The 19,204-nt window shown below is 63.7% G+C and carries 17 protein-coding genes and 2 pseudogenes; 7 read left to right on the forward strand and 12 right to left on the reverse strand.

The features are described from left to right. The first annotated feature begins 154 nt into the window (after positions 1-154). From CCR96_RS08280 to CCR96_RS08305, 6 genes are all read left to right on the forward strand, one after another. The gene (locus CCR96_RS08280) at positions 155-1,477 is read left to right on the forward strand and encodes a hypothetical protein (RefSeq protein ID WP_201219665.1); all 1,323 of its coding nucleotides are present in this window, start codon (positions 155-157) and stop codon (positions 1,475-1,477) included. 131 nt (positions 1,478-1,608) lie between these two features. Beyond that, positions 1,609-2,655 carry a rod shape-determining protein gene (locus tag CCR96_RS08285; protein ID WP_274601090.1) on the forward strand — a complete coding sequence of 349 codons (1,047 nt, stop codon included), beginning with the start codon at positions 1,609-1,611 and terminating at the stop codon, positions 2,653-2,655. 247 nt (positions 2,656-2,902) lie between these two features. Then, entirely contained in the window at positions 2,903-3,238 is a 336-nt protein-coding gene (locus CCR96_RS08290; RefSeq protein ID WP_201219666.1) for a PepSY domain-containing protein, read from the forward strand. 14 nt (positions 3,239-3,252) lie between these two features. Continuing rightward, positions 3,253-3,909 (forward strand): response regulator, encoded by a 657-nt coding sequence (locus tag CCR96_RS08295; protein ID WP_201219667.1) that lies wholly within the window; start codon positions 3,253-3,255, stop codon positions 3,907-3,909. After that, a complete protein-coding gene (locus CCR96_RS08300; RefSeq protein ID WP_201219668.1) occupies positions 3,906-5,324 on the forward strand; it encodes a sensor histidine kinase in 1,419 nt (472 codons plus the stop codon). The genes CCR96_RS08295 and CCR96_RS08300 overlap by 4 nt, the downstream gene beginning before the upstream one ends. Positions 5,325-5,426: 102 nt before the next feature. Next, complete coding sequence (locus CCR96_RS08305) at positions 5,427-6,053, forward strand: cytochrome b/b6 domain-containing protein (protein WP_201219669.1); 627 nt, start codon at positions 5,427-5,429, stop codon at positions 6,051-6,053. Positions 6,054-6,305: 252 nt separating this feature from the next. Here CCR96_RS08305 and CCR96_RS08310 read toward each other — a convergent pair whose 3' ends face one another. The 5 genes from CCR96_RS08310 to CCR96_RS08330 form a co-directional block, all read right to left on the reverse strand. Next, entirely contained in the window at positions 6,306-7,877 is a 1,572-nt protein-coding gene (locus tag CCR96_RS08310) for an AAA-like domain-containing protein (protein ID WP_201219670.1), read from the reverse strand. Between the two features lie 15 nt (positions 7,878-7,892). After that, positions 7,893-8,474: a Uma2 family endonuclease gene (locus CCR96_RS08315; RefSeq protein ID WP_201219671.1), complete on the reverse strand. Its 582-nt coding sequence runs from the start codon at positions 8,472-8,474 to the stop codon at positions 7,893-7,895. A 231-nt stretch (positions 8,475-8,705) separates the two neighbouring features. Beyond that, positions 8,706-9,206, reverse strand: a complete 501-nt coding sequence (locus CCR96_RS08320; protein ID WP_201219672.1) for a disulfide bond formation protein B — start codon at positions 9,204-9,206, stop codon at positions 8,706-8,708. Positions 9,207-9,305: 99 nt separating this feature from the next. Further along, on the reverse strand, positions 9,306-9,485 hold the full coding sequence (locus CCR96_RS08325; protein WP_201219673.1) for a hypothetical protein: 180 nt from the start codon (positions 9,483-9,485) through the stop codon (positions 9,306-9,308). A gap of 114 nt (positions 9,486-9,599) precedes the next feature. After that, positions 9,600-11,171 (reverse strand): AAA-like domain-containing protein, encoded by a 1,572-nt coding sequence (locus CCR96_RS08330; RefSeq protein ID WP_201219762.1) that lies wholly within the window; start codon positions 11,169-11,171, stop codon positions 9,600-9,602. 340 nt (positions 11,172-11,511) lie between these two features. On the opposite strand from CCR96_RS08330, the gene CCR96_RS08335 reads away from it, so the two are divergent. Continuing rightward, positions 11,512-12,477, forward strand: coding sequence for a GNAT family N-acetyltransferase (locus CCR96_RS08335; RefSeq protein ID WP_201219674.1), 966 nt, complete (start codon positions 11,512-11,514; stop codon positions 12,475-12,477). A 61-nt stretch (positions 12,478-12,538) separates the two neighbouring features. On the opposite strand, the gene CCR96_RS08340 is transcribed toward CCR96_RS08335, so the two are convergent. From CCR96_RS08340 to CCR96_RS08365, 7 genes and pseudogenes are all read right to left on the reverse strand, one after another. After that, entirely contained in the window at positions 12,539-12,793 is a 255-nt protein-coding gene (locus CCR96_RS08340) for a thioredoxin family protein (RefSeq protein ID WP_201219675.1), read from the reverse strand. A gap of 19 nt (positions 12,794-12,812) precedes the next feature. After that, a pseudogene (locus tag CCR96_RS24500) lies at positions 12,813-13,007 on the reverse strand (GDCCVxC domain-containing (seleno)protein); the annotation flags it as partial. Positions 13,008-13,051: 44 nt separating this feature from the next. Further along, entirely contained in the window at positions 13,052-14,014 is a 963-nt protein-coding gene (locus CCR96_RS08345; protein WP_201219676.1) for a permease, read from the reverse strand. An 877-nt stretch (positions 14,015-14,891) separates the two neighbouring features. Next, positions 14,892-16,112: pseudogene (gene arsJ / locus CCR96_RS08350) on the reverse strand (organoarsenical effux MFS transporter ArsJ); the annotation flags it as partial. Between the two features lie 211 nt (positions 16,113-16,323). Further along, complete coding sequence (locus tag CCR96_RS08355; protein WP_201219678.1) at positions 16,324-17,373, reverse strand: ArsJ-associated glyceraldehyde-3-phosphate dehydrogenase; 1,050 nt, start codon at positions 17,371-17,373, stop codon at positions 16,324-16,326. 151 nt (positions 17,374-17,524) lie between these two features. Further along, positions 17,525-18,595 carry a phosphate ABC transporter substrate-binding protein PstS gene (gene pstS, locus CCR96_RS08360; RefSeq protein WP_201219679.1) on the reverse strand — a complete coding sequence of 357 codons (1,071 nt, stop codon included), beginning with the start codon at positions 18,593-18,595 and terminating at the stop codon, positions 17,525-17,527. Between the two features lie 131 nt (positions 18,596-18,726). Then, positions 18,727-19,080: an ArsR/SmtB family transcription factor gene (locus CCR96_RS08365; RefSeq protein WP_201219680.1), complete on the reverse strand. Its 354-nt coding sequence runs from the start codon at positions 19,078-19,080 to the stop codon at positions 18,727-18,729. Between the last annotated feature and the right edge of the window lie 124 nt (positions 19,081-19,204).

The following is a 19,204-nucleotide window of genomic DNA, read 5'->3' on the forward strand; positions in this document are numbered from 1 at the left end:
CCATTCAATTATTAATAGGGTCGAATTATAACTTTTCAAGGTTAAGCTGTTGTTTTGAAAAAGCTTACTGAAAGAATGCTCGTCAGGTTACTGAAAAATAAAAAAATATTATTTAGTCACAAGTCTAGTTTGATCGGCGTCAGAGGCCGGACGAGTGAGCGTTGATAGGTGGCAGGTGATGCAGTGGCAGTGGCCGTTGTATCAAGAGTATTTGTCAGCGAGCGTGCTTGCACGCAATCGAGTTCACCCAAGATCTGACTCGATAGCGGCGACTGAGCCGGCGAGTCCCATCCCGATCGCGCCGCCCTCGCTGCTCGGGCTAGCACGGGGGTCTTTCGTCGAGTGGCGCTACTTTGCGGTGCTATCGCCGGCGTTTCACGGCATCGTCGGCTTGGCGCTGGTGAATCCCGAGCGTCGCTTTCAGCGCATCGCTGAGGGTGGCCTGCTGTTGATTATTGCTGGCGTCGTGGATCGTCCGCGGCTGCCGTGCTCGGTTGCCGCGGCTAACGAGAGCGGCCCTCTGTTTGGTGGCGAGACGGCGGAGCTGTGCTGGATGCATCTGTTTGCGCCTGAGGCCTGCGCCTTCGATCCGTCCGGACCAGACTCGCCTCGGGTTAGCGTGCGCGCAGGCGACGCCCGCTGCTGTCTCGAGCTCCGCCAAACCAGTGGCGCGGAGGCATCGCTCGTCGTCGAGTCGGGGCAGGGACTCAAGCTGCGCCTTTCGCATGTTGGTGTGCAAGGAGCGGCCTTGCCTAATGCGGTCGATACGCGTCTTGATGGCTGGCTTGGCCGGGCCTTGAGCGCGCATTGGCGGGTTCAATGCCCATCGCCGATGGCCTGGTCCGAGGGCGAGCTGATGCTCGAGCCCGGCTTTCTAGACGGATGTGCCGAGGCGCCAGGCGGCAGCAATCCCTGCTACGCATCGGCCGCATTGCGGGCGCGTGTTGCGTCTGGCGCGCAGGCGGTGACTTGGCAGGCCGCGAGCGGCTATGCCGAGCATAGCTTCGGGATTCGGCCGTTGCCGTTGCAGGGCTGGGACTTTTTGTTTGTGCCCAAGCCGGAGACGAGCGAGGCACTGGTGCTGCAGACCTATCCTGGCAGCCAGGCGCTACGCTATGTCGAGGTCTGTTGGCAGCAGGATGGGGCGCTGCGGCAGCGGCGTTTTCCGGCGGAGAGTCTTCGGCTAGACTGGTCCGAGCGGGTTTACGATCCGGTACTCGGTGTGCAACGGCCGTTGCGGCGACGGATCGAGGCGGCGGCTGGCGGACTGCGGCTAAGCCTTGATAACCGTGTGCTGCATCGGATGCCATTGCTGCGCCCGCAGCGGCTGGCGGTGCGGCATTTCTTTATCAGCGAGGAGATCGGTATCGCTGATTGGTGCTTGAGCGATGATTCCGGCCGCGTGCTGGTCGAGGTGCAAGGTCAGCCCTGCGGTGGTGAGCTTGCGCATCGTCGTCTCAGGGTGCCGCGGTGTTAGCGTAAATTTCATGCGATTCATCTGCCGGAGTGGCGCCGCGCCATGGGTGCGCGTTAGGGCGATGATGCTTGTCAGGCCGATGATTCTAGGGGGCGCTAGGGTAGTGTTCCCTGCTGTTGAGGAAACGTTTGATGTTGTTGAGGCGCTTTCGAGGACTCTTTTCCAACGATTTGGCGATCGACCTGGGAACGGCGAATACGGTGATCTATACCCGTGGGCAAGGGATTGTGCTGAACGAGCCCTCGGTGGTCGCGATTCGTCAGGATAGCGCGACTGGTCGCAAGATGCTGGTCGCAGTCGGGGCTGAGGCAAAGCGGATGCTCGGGCGAACACCGCAGAATCTGACCGCGATCCGGCCGATGAAGGACGGCGTGATCGCTGACTTCACCATCACCGAGAAGATGCTGCAGTTTTTTCTGCAAAAGGTGCACGAGTCGTCGATGATTCGTCCCAGCCCGCGTGTGCTGATCTCCGTGCCCTGCGGCTCGACTCAGGTTGAGCGACGCGCGATCAAGGAGCTGGCGATCGGGGCGGGTGCACGTGAGGTCTATCTGATTGACGAGTTGATGGCGGCGGCGGTCGGCGCCGAGCTGCCTGTGCATGAGCCGCGCGGCTCGATGGTGTTGGACATTGGCGGCGGAACCTCGGAGGTTGCGGTCATTTCATTGAATGGGATTGTGTTCTCCCAGTCAGTTCGAATTGGCGGTGACAATTTTAACGACGTCATCATCAGTTATGTGCGCCGCCATTTCGGCAGCGTCATCGGCCAGGCGGTAGCCGAGCACATCAAGCACAGTATTGGATCAGCCTTTCCGAGCAGCGAGGTTAATGAGGTCGAGGTCAAGGGTCGTAATCTCACTGAGGGTATGCCGCGCAGCTTCACGCTCAATAGCCAACAAGTCCTGGACGCTTTGCAGGAGCTGCTGATGGGGATTGTGATGGTGGTTAAACAGGCGCTCGAACAGACGCCGCCGGAGCTGGGGGCGGATGTTGCCGGGCGCGGCATTGTCATCACGGGTGGCGGCGCGCTCCTGCGCGATATCGATCGCCTGATTGCCGAGGAGACCTGTCTGCCAGTGGTGGTTGCGGAAGATCCGCTCACCTGCGTGGCGCGTGGTGGAGGCAAGGTGCTCGAGCAGATCGATCGGCGCGGCATCGATCTCCTGAGTCGTGAGTAGCACGGGTGATAGTGGTGATCCGTGCGCAGTGGCGAAGCGATCTTTCAGAACGGTTGCCATGTGGTTGCTTCGGCTGAGAGCTTTGAGTGATGACTCACTGCATTATAGATCGGTCGCGCTGGCGGCCAGAAAACCGCTTCAGCTCGATACCCTCATACCCTCGTCAACCTGTCAGCCTTTCGTCAGCTCGGTTGATGCAGACTTTGGCTCCACAGTCAGCCCCCACGAGCTATCGAGGAATCCCGCCATGTCTCAACGCCCGATTATCACCACCGCCGCGACCTTCCTTTCTAGCAGCCTGCTGTTTGGCTCGCTGCTTGTTGGCGCTAACGCCCAGGCCAGCCCTAAGGATCATGATCAAGCGAGGACTGCACTCGAAGCCGGCCAGATTCTCCCCGTCACCGAGATCCTGACCAAGGTCAGCGCCGAGGTCCCTGGTGATGTGGTCGAGATCGAACTCGAGCAGGAGCGCGGGCGTTGGGTCTATGAGCTGAAGATCATTGCCCCCGATGGCCGCCTGCTCGAAGTCGAGATGGATGCTAGCGATGCGAGTCTGATCGAGGTCGAACAGGAACATCGCTAACGGCAGGCCAACCCATGCGTATCCTCTTGGTCGAAGACGATGACCGCCTCGCGGTCGGTCTCGGTGCGGCACTGGACGCGGCCGGCTTCGTCAGCGAACGTGTCAGCGACGGCGAGGAGGCCTGGTTTCGCGGCGATACCGAGCACTGGTCGGCGGTGATCCTCGACCTTGGGCTGCCGCGCATGGATGGACTCTCGGTGCTGCGGCGCTGGCGCGGTGCTGGTCAGCGCTTCCCGGTGCTGATCCTGACCGCCCGCGGCGACTGGCAGGAGCGGGTCGAAGGCATCGACGCCGGCGCCGATGACTACCTGCCGAAGCCGTTCCAGATGGAAGAACTGCTGGCGCGGTTGCGCGCCTTGGTGCGCCGTTCGGCCGGCCAGGCCTCGTCGCTGCTCGAGATCGGTGGTCTGCGCCTGGATACCCGGCGGATGCAGGTCAGTCGCGATGGGGTGCCGGTGCATCTCTCGCCACAAGAATACCGGCTGGTCGCCTACTTGATGCAGCATGCCGGACGGGTGATCTCCCAGCTGGAACTGACCGAACAGCTCTACGCGCAGGATTTTGAGCGTGAATCCAATGCGGTCGAGGTCTTGGTTGGCCGGGTGCGGCGCAAGCTCGGCGGCGAACTGATCCAGACCCAGCGTGGCTTTGGGTATCTGATCGAGCCATGACCCGCCGTTCCCTGCGCGCTCGACTCGGGCTGGCGGCCGCGATCTCCATAACCTTGGCCCTGCTGGTCGCCGCCGCTGGTCTGGTCGCGCTGTTCGAGCGTCATGTCGAGCGGCGCATCGGCGCTGAGCTCAAGGCCCAGCTGGATCAGCTGGCGGCCAGCATTCAGATCAGTGCAGAAGGGCAGCTGGAGGTTGTTCCAGCACCGGTCGATCCGCGCTTCGAGCATCCGCTTGGCGGGCTCTACTGGCAGATCGATGACGACACCGCGCCCGAGCGCCGCCAGTTCGGTATCGCCCGCTCTCGGTCGCTCTGGGACAGCCTGCTGCGCTTGCCGCTGGATGAACCCGAGCCCGGCACCGTCCATGCTCACCGGCTTGCGGGCCCCAATGGTGGGCCGAATGGCCAGGCGGTGCTGGTGCGCGAGCGTTTGATCCTGCTCGAGCACGACAGTGGCCGTCGCCGGCTGCGGCTGATCACGGCCATCGATGCCGATGAGCTGAGCCGCGCGCGTAATGCATTCGCCGCCGACATCTTGCCTTATCTGGCACTACTGGCCTTGCTGCTCGGGCTGGCCACCCTGGCCCAGATCCGCGCCGGCTTAGCGCCGCTCGAGACCCTACGTCGTGGCGTGGGCGCGGTGCGCTCGGGCGATGAGCAGCGGCTCGCCGATACCTATCCAGATGAGGTCATGCCCTTGGTCAGCGAGGTCAATGCGCTGCTCGCCGCGCGCGAGCAAGCGGTCGAGCGCGCCCGCGCCTGGACCGCTGATCTGGCGCATGGCCTGAAGACCCCGCTCGCGGCCTTGAGCGCCGATGCCGAACGGCTGCGCATCGAGGGCAACCAGGCACTCGCTCGCGATCTGGACCAGCTCGCCGAGGCGATGCGTCGCCGCGTCGATCGCGAGCTGATCCGCGCCCGCTTGCGCTCGGGCACCGCCAGCCATCAGGCCCAGGCCGAGGTTAGGGACGCCATCGAGCGCCTGCTGCGCACCCTGCGCCGCACGCCCTTCGGCGAGCGGATCGACTGGTCGGTGGATGCTCCGCAGCCGGCACTGGCTGCGCTGATGCCCGGCGATCTGTTGGAACTGCTCGGTAACCTGCTCGAGAACGCCGCGCACTGGGCGGCGGCGCGGGTCGAGATCCAGGTGCAGAGCGCTGATCCGATCCAGATCCGGATTAGCGATGATGGCCCCGGTGTGCCGGCCGCTGAATGGCCTCGGCTCGGCGAGCGCGGTCTGCGGCTGGACCAACGCACCGAGGGCAGCGGACTCGGACTCGCCATCGTGCGCGATGTGGTCGATGCCTACGGCGGCAGCTTGGCGTTCGGGAGCGCTGCGATTGGCGGGCTTGAGGTGCGGCTCAGTCTGCCGGCCGCCTCAGCAAGCATGCGCGACCAGAACCTGACCGTTCGCTGACAGTGGCGTGCAGGGTTCGGTCAGCGTCACCTCGTTAACCTGCTCCCAAGGTCGCGACCCATCGTGACCGACTGACCAACCGTCCATCAGGGGAGCCAACCAATGACGACGCAGACTGCAGTCCAGCCCGGGGCCGATTCACTCAAAACCGACACAGCCACCCCCAGCACGCGGGTCCGCGTCTGGGACCCGCTGGTCCGCATCTTCCACTGGTCGCTGGCGGCTGGCTTCGCGACCGCCTTCATCGTCGAGGACGACCTGCTCGGCGTCCATGTTTGGGCTGGCTACCTGGTGCTGATCCTGATCGCCATCCGTCTGGTCTGGGGTGTCATCGGCACCGAGCATGCCCGGTTCGGCGACTTCGTGCGCGGACCTGGTCAGGTTTTGGCCTATATCAAGGATGCCCTGCGGTTTCGCGCTCCGCGTTACCTCGGCCACAACCCCGCCGGCGGGGCGATGGTGATCGCCTTGCTGCTATCGGTGGCCGCGACCGGGTTGACCGGGATGGCGCTCTATGGCGCCGAGGAGTTCTCGGGGCCGCTGGCGGGGCTGATGAGCGGGCTGCCGGCCGCCTCGGGTGAGGTGTTGGAAGAGGCCCACGAACTGCTGGCCAATTTCACGCTGGCCCTGATCGTGCTGCACATCCTTGGCGTGGTCTTCTCCAGCCTATCGCATCGAGAAAACCTCATCGGCTCGATGATCAGCGGCTTCAAGCGGAGGGGAGGTTGATGAACGCACCGAGCGCCATCGTTCTGATCGCCATGAGCGGGCTTGCGCTCCCTAGCGTCCTGCTCGCTGCCGATCCGGCGTCAGACGAGTCGGCGCCGATTACCCGCGCAGCGCCTCGGTCGCCTTCACTGCCTCCGGTAAAAACGTCGAACTTGAACCTGAGCAAGCGCAGGGCGTTGAGCCCGTTGCCAAGGTGTCGAGTTAAGGCCGAAGCCGAAGCCCAAGCCCAAGCCCAAGCCTGATCTGGCCCTTTCAGGCGCGCACCAAGACGATCCCCCGCCCTCCGGGACTCGTCATCTGCTCACTGCCGGTGCGCACCTCAATCGGTGGTTGTCCGCTGCGGCGATCGAAGATCACCAGCCAGCGGCTGTCCAGCCCCAATCCCGCCAGATAGGTGTCGAGCTGTTTCAGCCCCTCGGCCAGCGGATCGGGGCGCCCATCGCGCCAGACCTTCAGCTCCATCCCTAGCGTCACCGCGCCATAGCGCAGGCACAGATCCATGCGACCAGAGCCGATGGCGTATTCACGCTCCAGCGTGCCACCGCCGTTGATGACCCGGTGCAGGAAGGCCATCAGTACCAGATGCGGGGCGATCTCGTGATAGGGGGCGCTGTTGAGCAAGGGCTCGCCGTGCTGGCGCCAGAAGGCGAGGAAGGCGTCGAGCAGCTGCTTGGGGTCGAGGCGGCCATCGGCCTTGAGCCAGGTCGGCGCGATCTGGGGTAGGGAGGCCTGCGGGGTGAAGGCCAACATCCGTGGCAACAGCTCGCGATAAATCGGGTTCGCCACCCTGAGGCCACCGTCTTGCAGGCGCAGCAGGCCCAGATCGAGCAGATACTGGATGTCGTCATCGGCCACATCACCGAGCGCGGTTCCCGCAAGCATCGGCTCGATCACGCGCCGCACACGCGGCTCTTGCAGCTTATGGGCGAGTTGATCGAGATGAGTCACCCGCTCAAGGATCATCTGCTCCTTGGCCTGATCGATCAGCGCCCGGGTGATCGGTTGAGTGCGGTCGCGTCCGGCGGGCAACTCGAAGCAGGCGCGATCGGCCAGCGCATTGACCAACCAAGGCTGACCCTGGGTCAGCGTCCAAACCTGCTCCAGCGCCTCGGGGGTGAAGACCTGCCCAGTCTCTTGCGTGTGCTCCAGCAACAGGGTACGGGTCTCCTCGGCGCTGAAGTCGCCCAAGCGTAGGGACTTGGCCTTGATGTTGAAGGCGCTGCCGCCGGTGATCAGCTCGCGCTCGGAACGGGCCTGGATGCGGTAATCGCGCAGATCGCGCACACCGCAGAGCACGACCGTGTGCGGGAACGCCGTCGGGCGCTGCGGGTAGCCGGCGCGCAGTTGACGCAGCAGGGAGAGCAGGGTGTCGCCGACCAGGGCGTCGACCTCATCCAAAAGCAATACGGCGGGGCGCGGATCGAGTCCGGTCCAGAATTCCAACAGCCGCGAGAGCCGATCCTCGGGCGCGAAGGTCGCACCCTCGCTGCGTTGCCATTGGTCAGAACGCGGGTCGTTCAGGTAGAGCCTGATCGAACGTCCGAGGACGCTACAGATGGCGGCCATGCCGCGGGTGACATCCTCGCGCGCGGTCTGCGCCGCCTCAAGGTTGGCATAGACCGCTCGATAGCGCCCATCGCGATTCAGATGCGCCATCAGCGCCAGCAGGCAGGAGGTCTTGCCGGTCTGGCGTGGGGCGTGGAGCAGGAAATATTTCTTTTGCTCGATCAGGGTGAGCACCTGGTCAAGATCCCAACGCGTCAGCGGTGGCAGGTTGTAATGGTCGTCGGGACGGATCGGGCCTTCGGTGTTGAAGAAGCGCATGGGGTTCGTTCGGCCTCAGCCCGGCAGCAGGCCGGTATCGAGATAGATCTCGGCCAAGGGTAACGCGATGCCCAATCCCGACAGCTCGATCGAGTCACTGGCCTGCTCGAACAGTCGCGGCGTCCAGACCTCGCCTTGCTTGCGGTAATGGAGCACGGCGACCTCGCTGGAGTCGACCAGCAGGTAATCGGTCAGCGACTCGATCGTCTGGTATTGCATGAACTTGGTGCCCTTGTCGTCCTGAGCCGTGCTGGGCGAGAGGATCTCGACGATGAGCACCGGGTTGAGCAGTGTGCGCAGGCCATTGATGGTGGTGTAGCGCGGATCGCAGGCGACCGTGACATCGGGATACAGGTACGGACTCCCCGCCTGGACCTTGACGCGTTGGTCGCTGGGGAAGGTCCGACAACCAGAACCGCGCAGCCCGGCGCGCAGTTCGCCGATGAGATTGGCGCAACAGAGATTGTGCTCTGGCTGGGCGCCGGTCATGCAGTAGACATCGCCGTTGCGCCACTCCCAACGCTCGCCCGCAGTCTCGGAATCCAAGGCGAAATAGTCGTCGAGGGGAACGAAGTGAGCGTTCAGAACGGTTGCCATGGGGGTGCTTCCGCTGAGATCGTTTAGCGATGACGCACTGTAGTATAGATTGGTCAGGTTAGCAGTCGCTTCCGCAGCCATTCATCAGCGGTATCACCTATCGACTCTAAGTGACTGTCCAGAAATTGCTTCCCGGTTTTGCAGCAATCGGTCGCAGCAGCGTCGGGAAGTAAAAGATGGACACTTCCTAAGGGAATCAAGGGCTTGGCTCTGGTGTTGAGATTGGTCTCCTCAACGCCGCTCCCCGCGCGATCGCACGAGCAGCCAAAGGCTTAGAAGTAGCGCCAGCAGGAAGCAGATCAGCGCCCATTGCGCCAAGGCAAGACCGAGGATCACGAGGCCCTGGTCTTCGCAGAAACCGGTGGCCATGAACAGCATCGGCTGTTGCATCCCAAGCCATTCCACCAACCGTTCGAACGGCCCCATCTGGGCGCCGACGCAGGAGACGCTGCCGGCGGGTTGTTGCTGCAGCCAGGTCTGATAGGTCGCGGTGACCGCGCCAGCGACGGCGCTGACTGCGACCAGTGCGCCGCTGATGCGCTGGCCAAGCCCGCTGCTGAACGCCGCGATCAGCGCGAACGGCACCATGAGCATGTAAATCAGGCGCTGAAAGATGCACAGGTGACAGGGCTGCAGCGCCAGCCATTCGGTCAGCAGGATGCTCGCGAGAGCCAGCAGCGCGCTGCCGCCGGCGATGAGTAGCCACCAGGTTCGGGTTGCGGGGAGCGTCATGGTCTCAGATGTGATTGATTGGCGGTGATCGGCTCAGGTCGAGCGGTCTCGTTTGATCGGATTGATCAGCTGTTGACCGATCGGCGCCTCCGCCTGGGTTCAGGTTTGCCACGGCAATAGACGACGAGGGCATCGACGAGAACGCCAGGTGTCGACAACGCAACCATAGCGGATGATCTTGGCGCTGTCAGTGACCTTCTCCAATCCGCTCTGAACGTCGGCCGTGGCCGCGGCCTGACTGATCACCTCGGCGGTCATCTTGCCGTTCTGGCCGTCCAACGACTGGGCCGCCGGAGACCAGACCCGCGCCGGCTGGGGCCGATGTGGCAGGCCGAGCCCAAGCCCAAGCCCAAGCCCAAGCCCAAGCCCAAGCCCAAGCCTGATCTGGCCCTTTCAGGCGCGCATTAAGACGATCCCCCGCCCTCCGGGACTCGTCATCTGCTCACTGCCGGTGCGCACCTCAATCGGCGGCTGCCCAGCGCGGCGATCGAAGATCAGCAGCCAGCCGCTGTTCAGCCCCAATCCCGCCAGATAGGTGTCAAGCTGTTTCAGCCCCTCGGCAAGGGGATCGGGGCGCCCATCGCGCCAGACCTTCAGCTCCATCCCTAGCGTCACCGCGCCATAGCGCAGGCACAGATTCATGCGACCAGAGCCGATGGCGTATTCGCGCTCCAGCGTGCCGCCGCCGTTGATGACCCGGTGCAGGAAGGCCATCAGCACCAGATGCGGGGCGATCTCGTGATAGGGGGCGCTGTTGAGCAAGGGCTCGCCGTGCTGGCGCCAGAAGGCGAGGAAGGCGTCGAGCAGCTGCTTGGGGTCGAGGCTGCCATCGGCCTTGAGCCAGGTCGGCGCGATCTGGGGTAGGGAGGCCTGCGGGGTGAAGGCCAACATCCGTGGCAACACCTCGCGGTAGAGTGGATTGGCGACGATCAGTGCACCATCTTGCAGGCGCAACAAGCCCAGATCGAGCAGATACTGGATGTCGTCATCGGCCACATCAGCGAGCGCGGTTCCTGCAAGCATCGGCTCGATCACGCGCCGCACCCGCGGCTCTTGCAGCTGATGGGCGAGCTGATCGAGATGGGTCACCCGCTCGAGGATCATCTGCTCCTTGGCCTGATCGATCAGCGCCCGGGTGATCGGCTGGCTGCGGTCACGGCCGGCGGGTAGCTCGAAACAGGCGCGATAGGCCAGCGCATTGACCAACCAGGGTTGGCCCTGGGTCAGTGTCCACACCTGCTCCAGCGCCTCCGGGGTGAAGACCTGTCCAGTCTCCTGGGTATGCTCCAGCAGCAGGGTGCGGGTCTCCTCGGCGTTGAAGTCGCCCAAGCGTAGCGACTTGGCCTTGATGTTGAAGGCGCTGCCGCCGGTAATGACCTCCCGCTCGGAACGGGCCTGGATGCGGTAGTCGCGCAGATCGCGCACGCCGCAGAGCACGACCGTGTGCGGGAAGGCCGTCGGGCGCTGCGGATAGCCGGCGCGCAGTTGGCGCAGCAGGGACAGCAGGGTGTCGCCGACTAGGGCGTCCACCTCATCGAGCAACAGCACCAGGGGCTGGGCGCTGCGTTGACACCACTGACTCAGAAACACGCTCAATGCCGAGCCGGGCGCGGTGCTGGCCAAGACCTCCCGGGCATGATTTGGCCGCTCCTCATCGCCGAGCCAGACCTGGGCCGAGGTGGCGATATCGGTGACGATGGTCGCCATGGCGTCGGCGAGGTGCTCGCGCCAGGCTTGGGCACCCTCCAGGTTGGCATAGACCGCCCGATAGCGGCCATCGCGATTCAGATGCGCCATCAGCGCGAGCAGGCAGGAGGTCTTGCCGGTCTGGCGCGGGGCGTGGAGCAGGAAGTACTTCTTCTGTTCGATCAGGGTGAGCACCTGGTCAAGATCCCAGCGCGTCAACGGTGGCAGGTTGTAATGGTCCTCGGGGCGGATCGGGCCTTCGGTGTTGAAGAAGCGCATCAGGGTACCTTCGGCAGGAGTCAAGGCGACAATCCGGGGTCAAGCCAGCGGCCAAGCCAAGCGGCCAAGCCAAGCGGCCAAGCCAAGCGGCCAAGCCAAGCGGCCAAGCCAAGCGGCCAAGCCAGCGGTCAAGCCAAGCGGTCAAGCCAAGCGGTCAAGCCAAGCGGTCAAGCCAAGCGGCCAAGCCAGCGGTCAAGTTACCATGCACCGAAGGGTTCGGGCTGGCCTCCGAGACCTCGCCGCGCGCATCCTTCGCCATCGCTCGCTGCACTCAGATGAATTCAGTCCCGATCCGACCGGTGTCGCTGAACATCCTGAATGACCAACTGGGGAGCTGCCGATGTTGAGTGAAGACGAACTGAAAGACTTGCATCGGCAAGTGGCCGAGCCACTGCGAGCAGGGATGCCCGCGGTGGAGCCGCTCGACCTGGATGATGCCGCCGCCCGCACCCTGTGGCGGGCTTGCGAGCTGTGCAGTTTTCTCGATCACCGGGTCGACAACCCCGCCATGCCCTTGGACCCGCGTGCCATGACCGCTAGCGACATCGACGCCTGGTCTTCGCGCCTGCTGCTACCCGGGGAACGGATCAGCGACCCGCGTGAGTCTGACTGGTATCGATCCTATTGGATTCTCGTCGATGGCGAGCGGATCGGCACGATTGCGTTGCAGGTCTGGGATTGGGGCTGGGCTGGGCCGCACCTCGGATTCGCGAGCCTGTATGTCTTTCCGGAACGCCGCCGACAGGGGCATGCGAAGCGGTTGCTGAGCAGACTCTTTGCCGCCGTGGAGCGGGTGGGGCTGTCCGCGCTGCGGCTGGAGACGGACTGGCTTTGGCCGCCGGCGGTGCGCTTGTATCTCGATGGCGGGTTCGCGGTGGTCAACTGGAAGCATGCGCTGAGCCTGGTGCGCTGGCGCGAGCGTCCAACACCGCGGGTGCGGGTCCAGCAGGCGCGCATCGAACTGCTGCGCGGCTGCGACCAGAGCCCGTTGTTGAGCGCGACCCGCGACGGCGATCGGCTAGGCTGGCACGACCATCGCACAGCCGCAGAGCGCGAAGACCGCGAAGACAGGGCCACCGAGGGTTGGGAGCCGACGCTAGCACTCTGGCTGGCGACGCACGGCTGGCCCCTGATTCGCAGCGAGCGCACCTGGGCGGACCGACTGCGCTGGATGGACGCCGGCATGCCGGAGGGGTTGGCGCACAAGATCCAGCTCTGGGAGGCCTATGCCGAGCATCACGGACTGCCGGTGCGCACTCCGCGCATTCCCGGGCTCAGCTACCCGAGCTGGGAGGCCTTGTCATGAGCCGGATAAGCGCTCTGCGACGGCGGTGGAACGACAACGGCGGTGGATAGGGTGCCTCTGATCAGCTGGCGCCGTCGGTACTCCCCCGAACCCATTCGCGCGCCAGATCGGGTCCTGGCACGCCGCCCGAGTGGACGACGACGCCATCGATGACGACACCAGGCGTGGACATGACGCCATAGCCCATGATCTCACCGATATCGGTGACCTTGTCCAGTTCGATCTCGACACCGGCCTCGGCTGCGGCCTGGCTGATGACCTTGGCGGTGACCTCGCAGTTTCGGCAGCCGGAGCCTAGAACCTTGATCTGTTTCATGATTGATTCGCCTCGTGATTGGATTGGCAGCAGCCCCGTCGCCTGTCTGAATCGGCGGACAAGGGGTGTCTGCATAGGAATAGTAGACGCAGCAGTTGCCTGGTTTCGGTTTCATTAGCGCCCCGCATTCAGGGCATTCCCAGAACCAGAACCAGACACAGGCGTCGGTGGGCATCTGCTCGGTGCGACTGAAGCCGCAGTGCCGACAGTGCATTCTGGAGTCGAGCTGTCGAGTTTGATCGCCATCGCTCAGGTGCCTCAGGCGATCAGATTGAAGCTCCAGCCGACCAGCACAAACGACACACCGAGCACCCCCGCGAACAACGCCAGCGCCTGCCAGCGGATGACCTTGCGTAGGATCAGCATCTCCGGCACTGAGAGTGCGGCGATGCTCATCATCAACGCCAGCACGGTGCCGACCGCGACGCCCTTGCCGAGCATCGCCTCGGCGACTGGAATCACGCCAGTCGCATTGGAATACAGCGGTATGCCGATCAACACCGCGCCCGGCACCGCGAGCCACTGACCATCACCCAGGTTGTCGACCACCCATTGCTCCGGGACGAAGCCATGGAAGAGGGCGCCGACACCGATGCCGATGAACACCCATTTCCAGATCCGGCGCAGGATCTCCTTGACCTCGGCGACCGCGAACCGATGCCGGCCAAGCAGGCTGGTATCCGGGCGCTGGATGGCCAGCGCGCCCATCTGGATCTTCCAGACATAGTCCTCGACCCAGCGCTCTGGCTTGAAGCGCTGCATGATGATGCCACCAAACCAGGCGACGATGAGCCCGGCGCCGATATAGAGCAGCGCCAGCTTCCAGCCGAGGATGCCGATCAACAGTACTGCGGCGACCTCGTTGATCATCGGCGAGGCGATCAGGAACGAGAAGGTCACGCCGAGCGGGATGCCGGCCTCGACGAAGCCGATGAACAGTGGCACCGAGGAGCAGGAGCAGAAGGGCGTCACCGCACCCAGTCCTACCGCCATGCCGCGCGCCTGCCAGTCTGGTCTGCCACGCACGAACTCGCGCACCCGTTCCGGTGAGACCAGCGCACGTAGCAGGCCCATCAGATAGATGATGATGACTAAGAGCGCGAAGATCTTGGCCACATCCATGACGAAGAACTGCAATGCCGAGCCCATCGCTGAGTCCTGGCTTAGGCCAAATAACGAGTAGGCGATGAGGTCGCCAAGCCAGGCGAAGGGGTCGGGCATGCGGGTGCTCCAGACTGGGGTTGCTGTGGCCGGCGGCTCGCTCGGATGCGGCCAAGGATCAGCAAGCCTAGCAGATCTGTGATTTCGTATATATGATTAACCGCATGTAACCAAGGTGTCACCTAGTGCGGCTAAAGCTCGTTAATATGAACTTCTCGCGCTTCATCTGCCGGAGTGATGCGGCCCCAGGCAGGTGAATCTGAATCTCATATGATGCATCTGCCAGGGTGGCTCTGGCCCGCTGCCATGCGCGTTAGGCTTGGGCTTGAGGGCCTGATCCATGGGCAGCCAGGATACCGGAGGGGCTCGCTAGACCATCGAGGCTGTTCGCTGGCAGTTGCAAGCTGATGGCGGGATTGGCCCGGACTTGCGCCTTCATGCCTATGGCGAGATCGGCTTGCGGGGGAATCCAGGCCTCGAAGACACGCTGGCCGGTCTCCGGCTCAAGGGCCGGCCATGTCCGTGTGATCCTGAGCTCAATGAGGCTGTCTGGAGCGGCGCTGAACTGTACTTGCACCGATTGGCCGACGCCTAGGCCGATCGCCTGCTGTCCATCAACGGCAAAGCGCAGCACCAGGCTGTTTGGATCGAAGAGTTCGACCAGCAGTGTCTGCGCCGCGATCTCCCGCCCTTCGACACGGGCATGCAGACGCGCGATGCGACCGTCCCAGGGGGCTTCGATCGGCTGTTCGGCCAGCTCATCGGCGGTCGGTACGATGCTGAGCAGCCGTTGACCGGCATGGACCGGATCACCCTCGCGCACCGTGCAGGCTTGCAGCCGCCCGTCAATCGGTGCATAGAGCTCGGCGCGCCGGGTCGGCTCGACGACGCCGTCGACCTGAACCTGTCCAGGCTGTGGCGCGACGGCTTTGATCGCCGCGGCTTGGGGCGTGCGCGGCAGCCAGAGCGAGAGCAGTGCGGCGGCGAGCACAAAGCCGGTTGACCACCAGAGGCAGCCTTCAAGCCCCTGCATTTGGTAGATCAGCCCGGAGAGCAGGGTGCCCGCAAGTCGGCCGCCGGCATTGGCCATGTAGTAGAAGCCGACATTGAGGGCGACCTTGTCTGCATCGGCATAGGCCAGGATCAGGTAAGAGTGGACGGCAGAGTTGATGGCGAAGACGATGCCGAACAGGATCAGCCCGACGATCAGGACCGGCGCCGGCTGCCAGGCCAGTGCTGGTCCCTCGCTCAACGCGAGGGCGATGCCAGCCGGGACTACTGCCAGCAGCAAGGCGCCGAGGAGCGCGGTTCGTCCGCTTGGTCCATGCCCCTGCTTGTTTGGCCGAATCAGCGCTGGAGCGCCGGCCTGGACGAAGCCGTAGCCGATCACCCAGAGCGCAAGAAAGGCGCCAACTGCGGTGTATTCCCAGTTCAACACCGAATACAGGTAGACCGGCAGCGCGACGACGAACCAGACATCGCGGGCGCCGAACAGGAAGAAGCGCGCCGCGGAGAGCCAGTTGATCGCCGGGGTGTTGGAGAAGACCTGGGTGAATTTGGCCTTTTCCTTCAGCTTGCCGACGCCCGAGGGCAACAGCGCGATGGTGATGACCATCACCAGGAACAGCCCGCCAGCGAGGATGAATAACGCGTTGCGAAAACCAAACCCTTGCAGCAGCGCGGCACCGACGAAGAAGCCCGCGCCCTTGAGTGCATTCTTGGAGCCGGTCAGGATCGCGACGTATTTGAACAGCTTGGACTCGCCTGCTGGACCGTCGCCAGTCAGGGTCTTGACCGTTGCCTTGGCCGACATCTTGTTCAGATCCTTGGCGATGCCGGAGAGCGCCTGTGCGGCCATCACATAGACCACGCCGAGCCAGGCGTCGGGCACGGTGAGCATCATTAGCGCGATGACCTGCAGGCCCATGCCGATGTGCATGGTGAGGTTGAGCCCGATGCGCGCGCCGAGCCAGCCTCCGACCAGGTTGGTGATGATGCCGAAGACCTCGTAGAAGAGGAACAGCATCGCGACCTCGAAGGGCGAGTAGCCGAGCTGGTGGAAGTAGAGCACCACCAGCATGCGGATGGCGCCGTCGGTGATGGTGAAGGCCCAGTAGCCGGCGGTGACCGTGAGGTAGTTGCGGGTGTTCTTGTCCATGACGGGGTCTTGATCGGCGCTCGTGGATTAGTCTGCGCGAGGGGTTGTGGCGCTTGGGTTCTGGCGTCGTCGCAGGACGAGATCGGGTACCGCTGCGCGCGGGACGCCGTGAATCCGTCCTTGGAGGCTTGGCGCAGCTCCCTGCTGCGCACACCCGCGCGCAGTGCCACCCGATCCCGTCTTCGATGCCTGGGATGGGGGGTGGGGATCGTCAGAGAGAGGCGGCTAGCATCTCGGCGATGTCGACCATGCGGTTCACATAGCCCCATTCATTGTCGTACCAGGCGTAGAGCTTCACCTGGGTGTCGTTGATGACCAGGGTGGAGAGGGCATCGACGATCGATGAGCGGGGGTCGTTGAGGTAGTCCACTGAGACCAGTGGGCGCTCTTCGTAGCCGAGGATGCCGGCCAGCTCGCCGTCGGCAGCGCTTTTTAGCAGGCTGTTGATCTCCTCGGCGGCCACTGGACGCGCGGCCTCGAAGACGAAGTCGGTGAGCGAGGCGTTGAGCAGCGGCACGCGCACGGCGTGGCCGTTGAGCTTGCCTTCAAGCTCAGGGAAGATCTTGGTGATCGCCTTGGCGGAGCCGGTTGTGGTCGGGATCAGCGATTGGCCGCAGGCGCGGGCGCGGCGAAGATCCTTGTGGCCGAGGTCGACGATGCGCTGGGTGTTGGTGATGTTGTGGATGGTGGTCATGCAGCCGTGGCGGATGCCGACCTGCTCGTGCATGACCTTGACCACGGGCGCGAGGCAGTTGGTGGTGCAGGAGGCGGCGGTGACGATCGGGTGTGCGGTGGGGTCGTAGTGCTGGTGGTTGACGCCGTAGACGATGTCGAGTGCGCCCTTGGTCGGCGCGGCGACCAAGACCTTCTTGACGCCTTGATCGAGGTAGCCCTGCAGCAGTTCTGGCTGTTTGTGGTGCTTGCCGGTGGCCTCGATGACGATGTCGCAGTCGGACCAGTCGCCCTCGGCGATGGTCTTGTGTTGACTGTAGGCGATGGTTTGTCCGTCGATGCGGATCTGCTCAGCGTTGCCGGTTTGGCTGCTGCGGCAATCCTGGCTCCAGCGGCCATGGACCGAGTCGAATTGCAACAGATGGGCTGAGCCAGCGGCGTCGCAGGCGATCTCATTGATGCGGATGAATTCCAGGTTGTGGTCTGGGTGCTGGTGCTTGGTGGCTGCCTTTGCCTGGCGGTCGATGGCTGCGCGCAGTGCCAGTCTGCCCATGCGGCCGAAGCCGTTGATGCCGATGCGGGTGATCAAGCGTCATCCTCCGGGAGATAAGGTGAATCTCATGCGATTCATTTTTCGGGGTGGCGCCGCGCCATGAGCGTTAACGTGAATCTCAAGCGATTCATTTTCCGGAGTGGCGCTGCGCCATGAGTGTTAGGTGAGTCGTCTCGTGAGGCGTTTGCTAGAGGCGATCCAGCTCGGCAAGGGCTGCTTGAACGAGATTCTCTGGCAGCGGCACGTAGCGTAATGCCTCGGCGTATTGCTGGCCGTCGGTCAACGTCCAACGGATCAGATCGTGCACCTCCCTGGTCTTGTTTGAGGGCTCGTAGGCATCGCGGACCAACGCCCAGGTGTAGGTGACGATCGGATAGGATCGGGCACCCTGTGGATCAGGGATGGTGCGGGTCAGATCGCTTGGGGGGTGATCAGAGCCATCGGCGAGGCCGCGGCGCCCGGTCTCGACGTTGGGCTGCACGTAACCGCCGGCTTGGTTCTCCAACCAGGCGAGTGAGAGGCCGAGGCGCTGCGCGAAGCCGGCCTCGACGTAGCCGATAGCGCCTTCGGTGACCTTGATGCGCTGGGCGACGCCTTCGTTGCCACGCGCTTCCATGGCGCCGCCCGGCCAGTCGATGCGTTTGCTGACGCCGGGGCCGGCGGCCCAGTCCTTGTTGATCGCGGCGAGATGGTTGGTGAAGGCAAAGGTGGTGCCGCTCGAATCGCGGCGGCCGACGACCTGGATCAGCTTCGGCGGCAGGTTGATCCCAGGGTTGGCGGCGACCAGGCGTGGATCATCCCAGCGGAAGGCCTTGCCGAGGAAGATGTCGGCGTAGACAGCGCGCGGCAGGTTGATCGGCCCCTGCACGCCCGGCAGGTTGTAGGCGATGGCGATCATGCCGCCAGTGATGGGGAGTTGCGCGAAGTGGCCTTCAAACTGCTTGTCCTCATCGCCGAGCAAGGGCGCATCGGTGGCGACGATATCGACGCTGCTGGCGAGGAAGCGCTCGATGCCGGCGCCGCTGCCGATCGAGTCGTAGCTTAGGCTGAGGTCTGGATGCTCAGTGCCGTAGACCTCGAGCCATTGATTGAACAGCGGGGCTGCGAATGAGGAGCCGGCGGCGGTGACCGCATCCGCGCTGGTCGTCGCTGGAGGCTGGTCGGCGGTGTCATCCTGTTGCGGCTGGCAGCCGCCGAGCAGGGAGACGCAAAGAACAGATACCGAGGCAGTGATCGCGAATGGAACAGGCAGGCGCATTCTGGTCTCCGGGGTGCAGGTGGATCTCAGCGGTCGGCCTAGTCTATAGCGTTCCTCGAATATATGGATGACCAAATGTTTACGGAATCATGACGAGCGGCTGATGCCCGTTTGGCGTCAGTGGTGCGTGCTCAGGCGCAGCGGGGTGCGTCTGGGCGATTTGGCATCGTGCTCAATGCCGTGGCGTCGTCGACGAAGGGTTGGCTGGACTCGAGGCCGGCTTGCGTCTCGCGCAGCACGGCTTGGGCCCAGGCTGGCAAGCTGCGATTGATCCGGTAGTAGATCCAGGTGCTGGCGCGCCGATCGGTCACCAGTCCTTGCTCTCGGAGCTGCGCTAGATGACGAGAGATGTGCGGTTGGCTCACTCCAATCGCATAGGTCAACTCGCAGACGCAGAGCTCAGAGTATTGTCCGAGCAGCATCAGGACGCGTAGCCGAGTGGGGTGGGCGAGGGCGCCATAGAAGGCGCTGGGGTCGATGCTCATGTGGCCCCTGTCAGGATTGAGATCTGCGCACGGCGAGCTACGCAATCAGTCATTATAATTCGGCGTTGATGCGCTAAGGCCAATACGATGAAGTGATGTCTGGCGGTGGCCAATCTTTCGAGCA

This window comes from Halochromatium roseum (assembly GCF_016653315.1).
GTDB lineage: Bacteria > Pseudomonadota > Gammaproteobacteria > Chromatiales > Chromatiaceae > Lamprobacter > Lamprobacter roseus.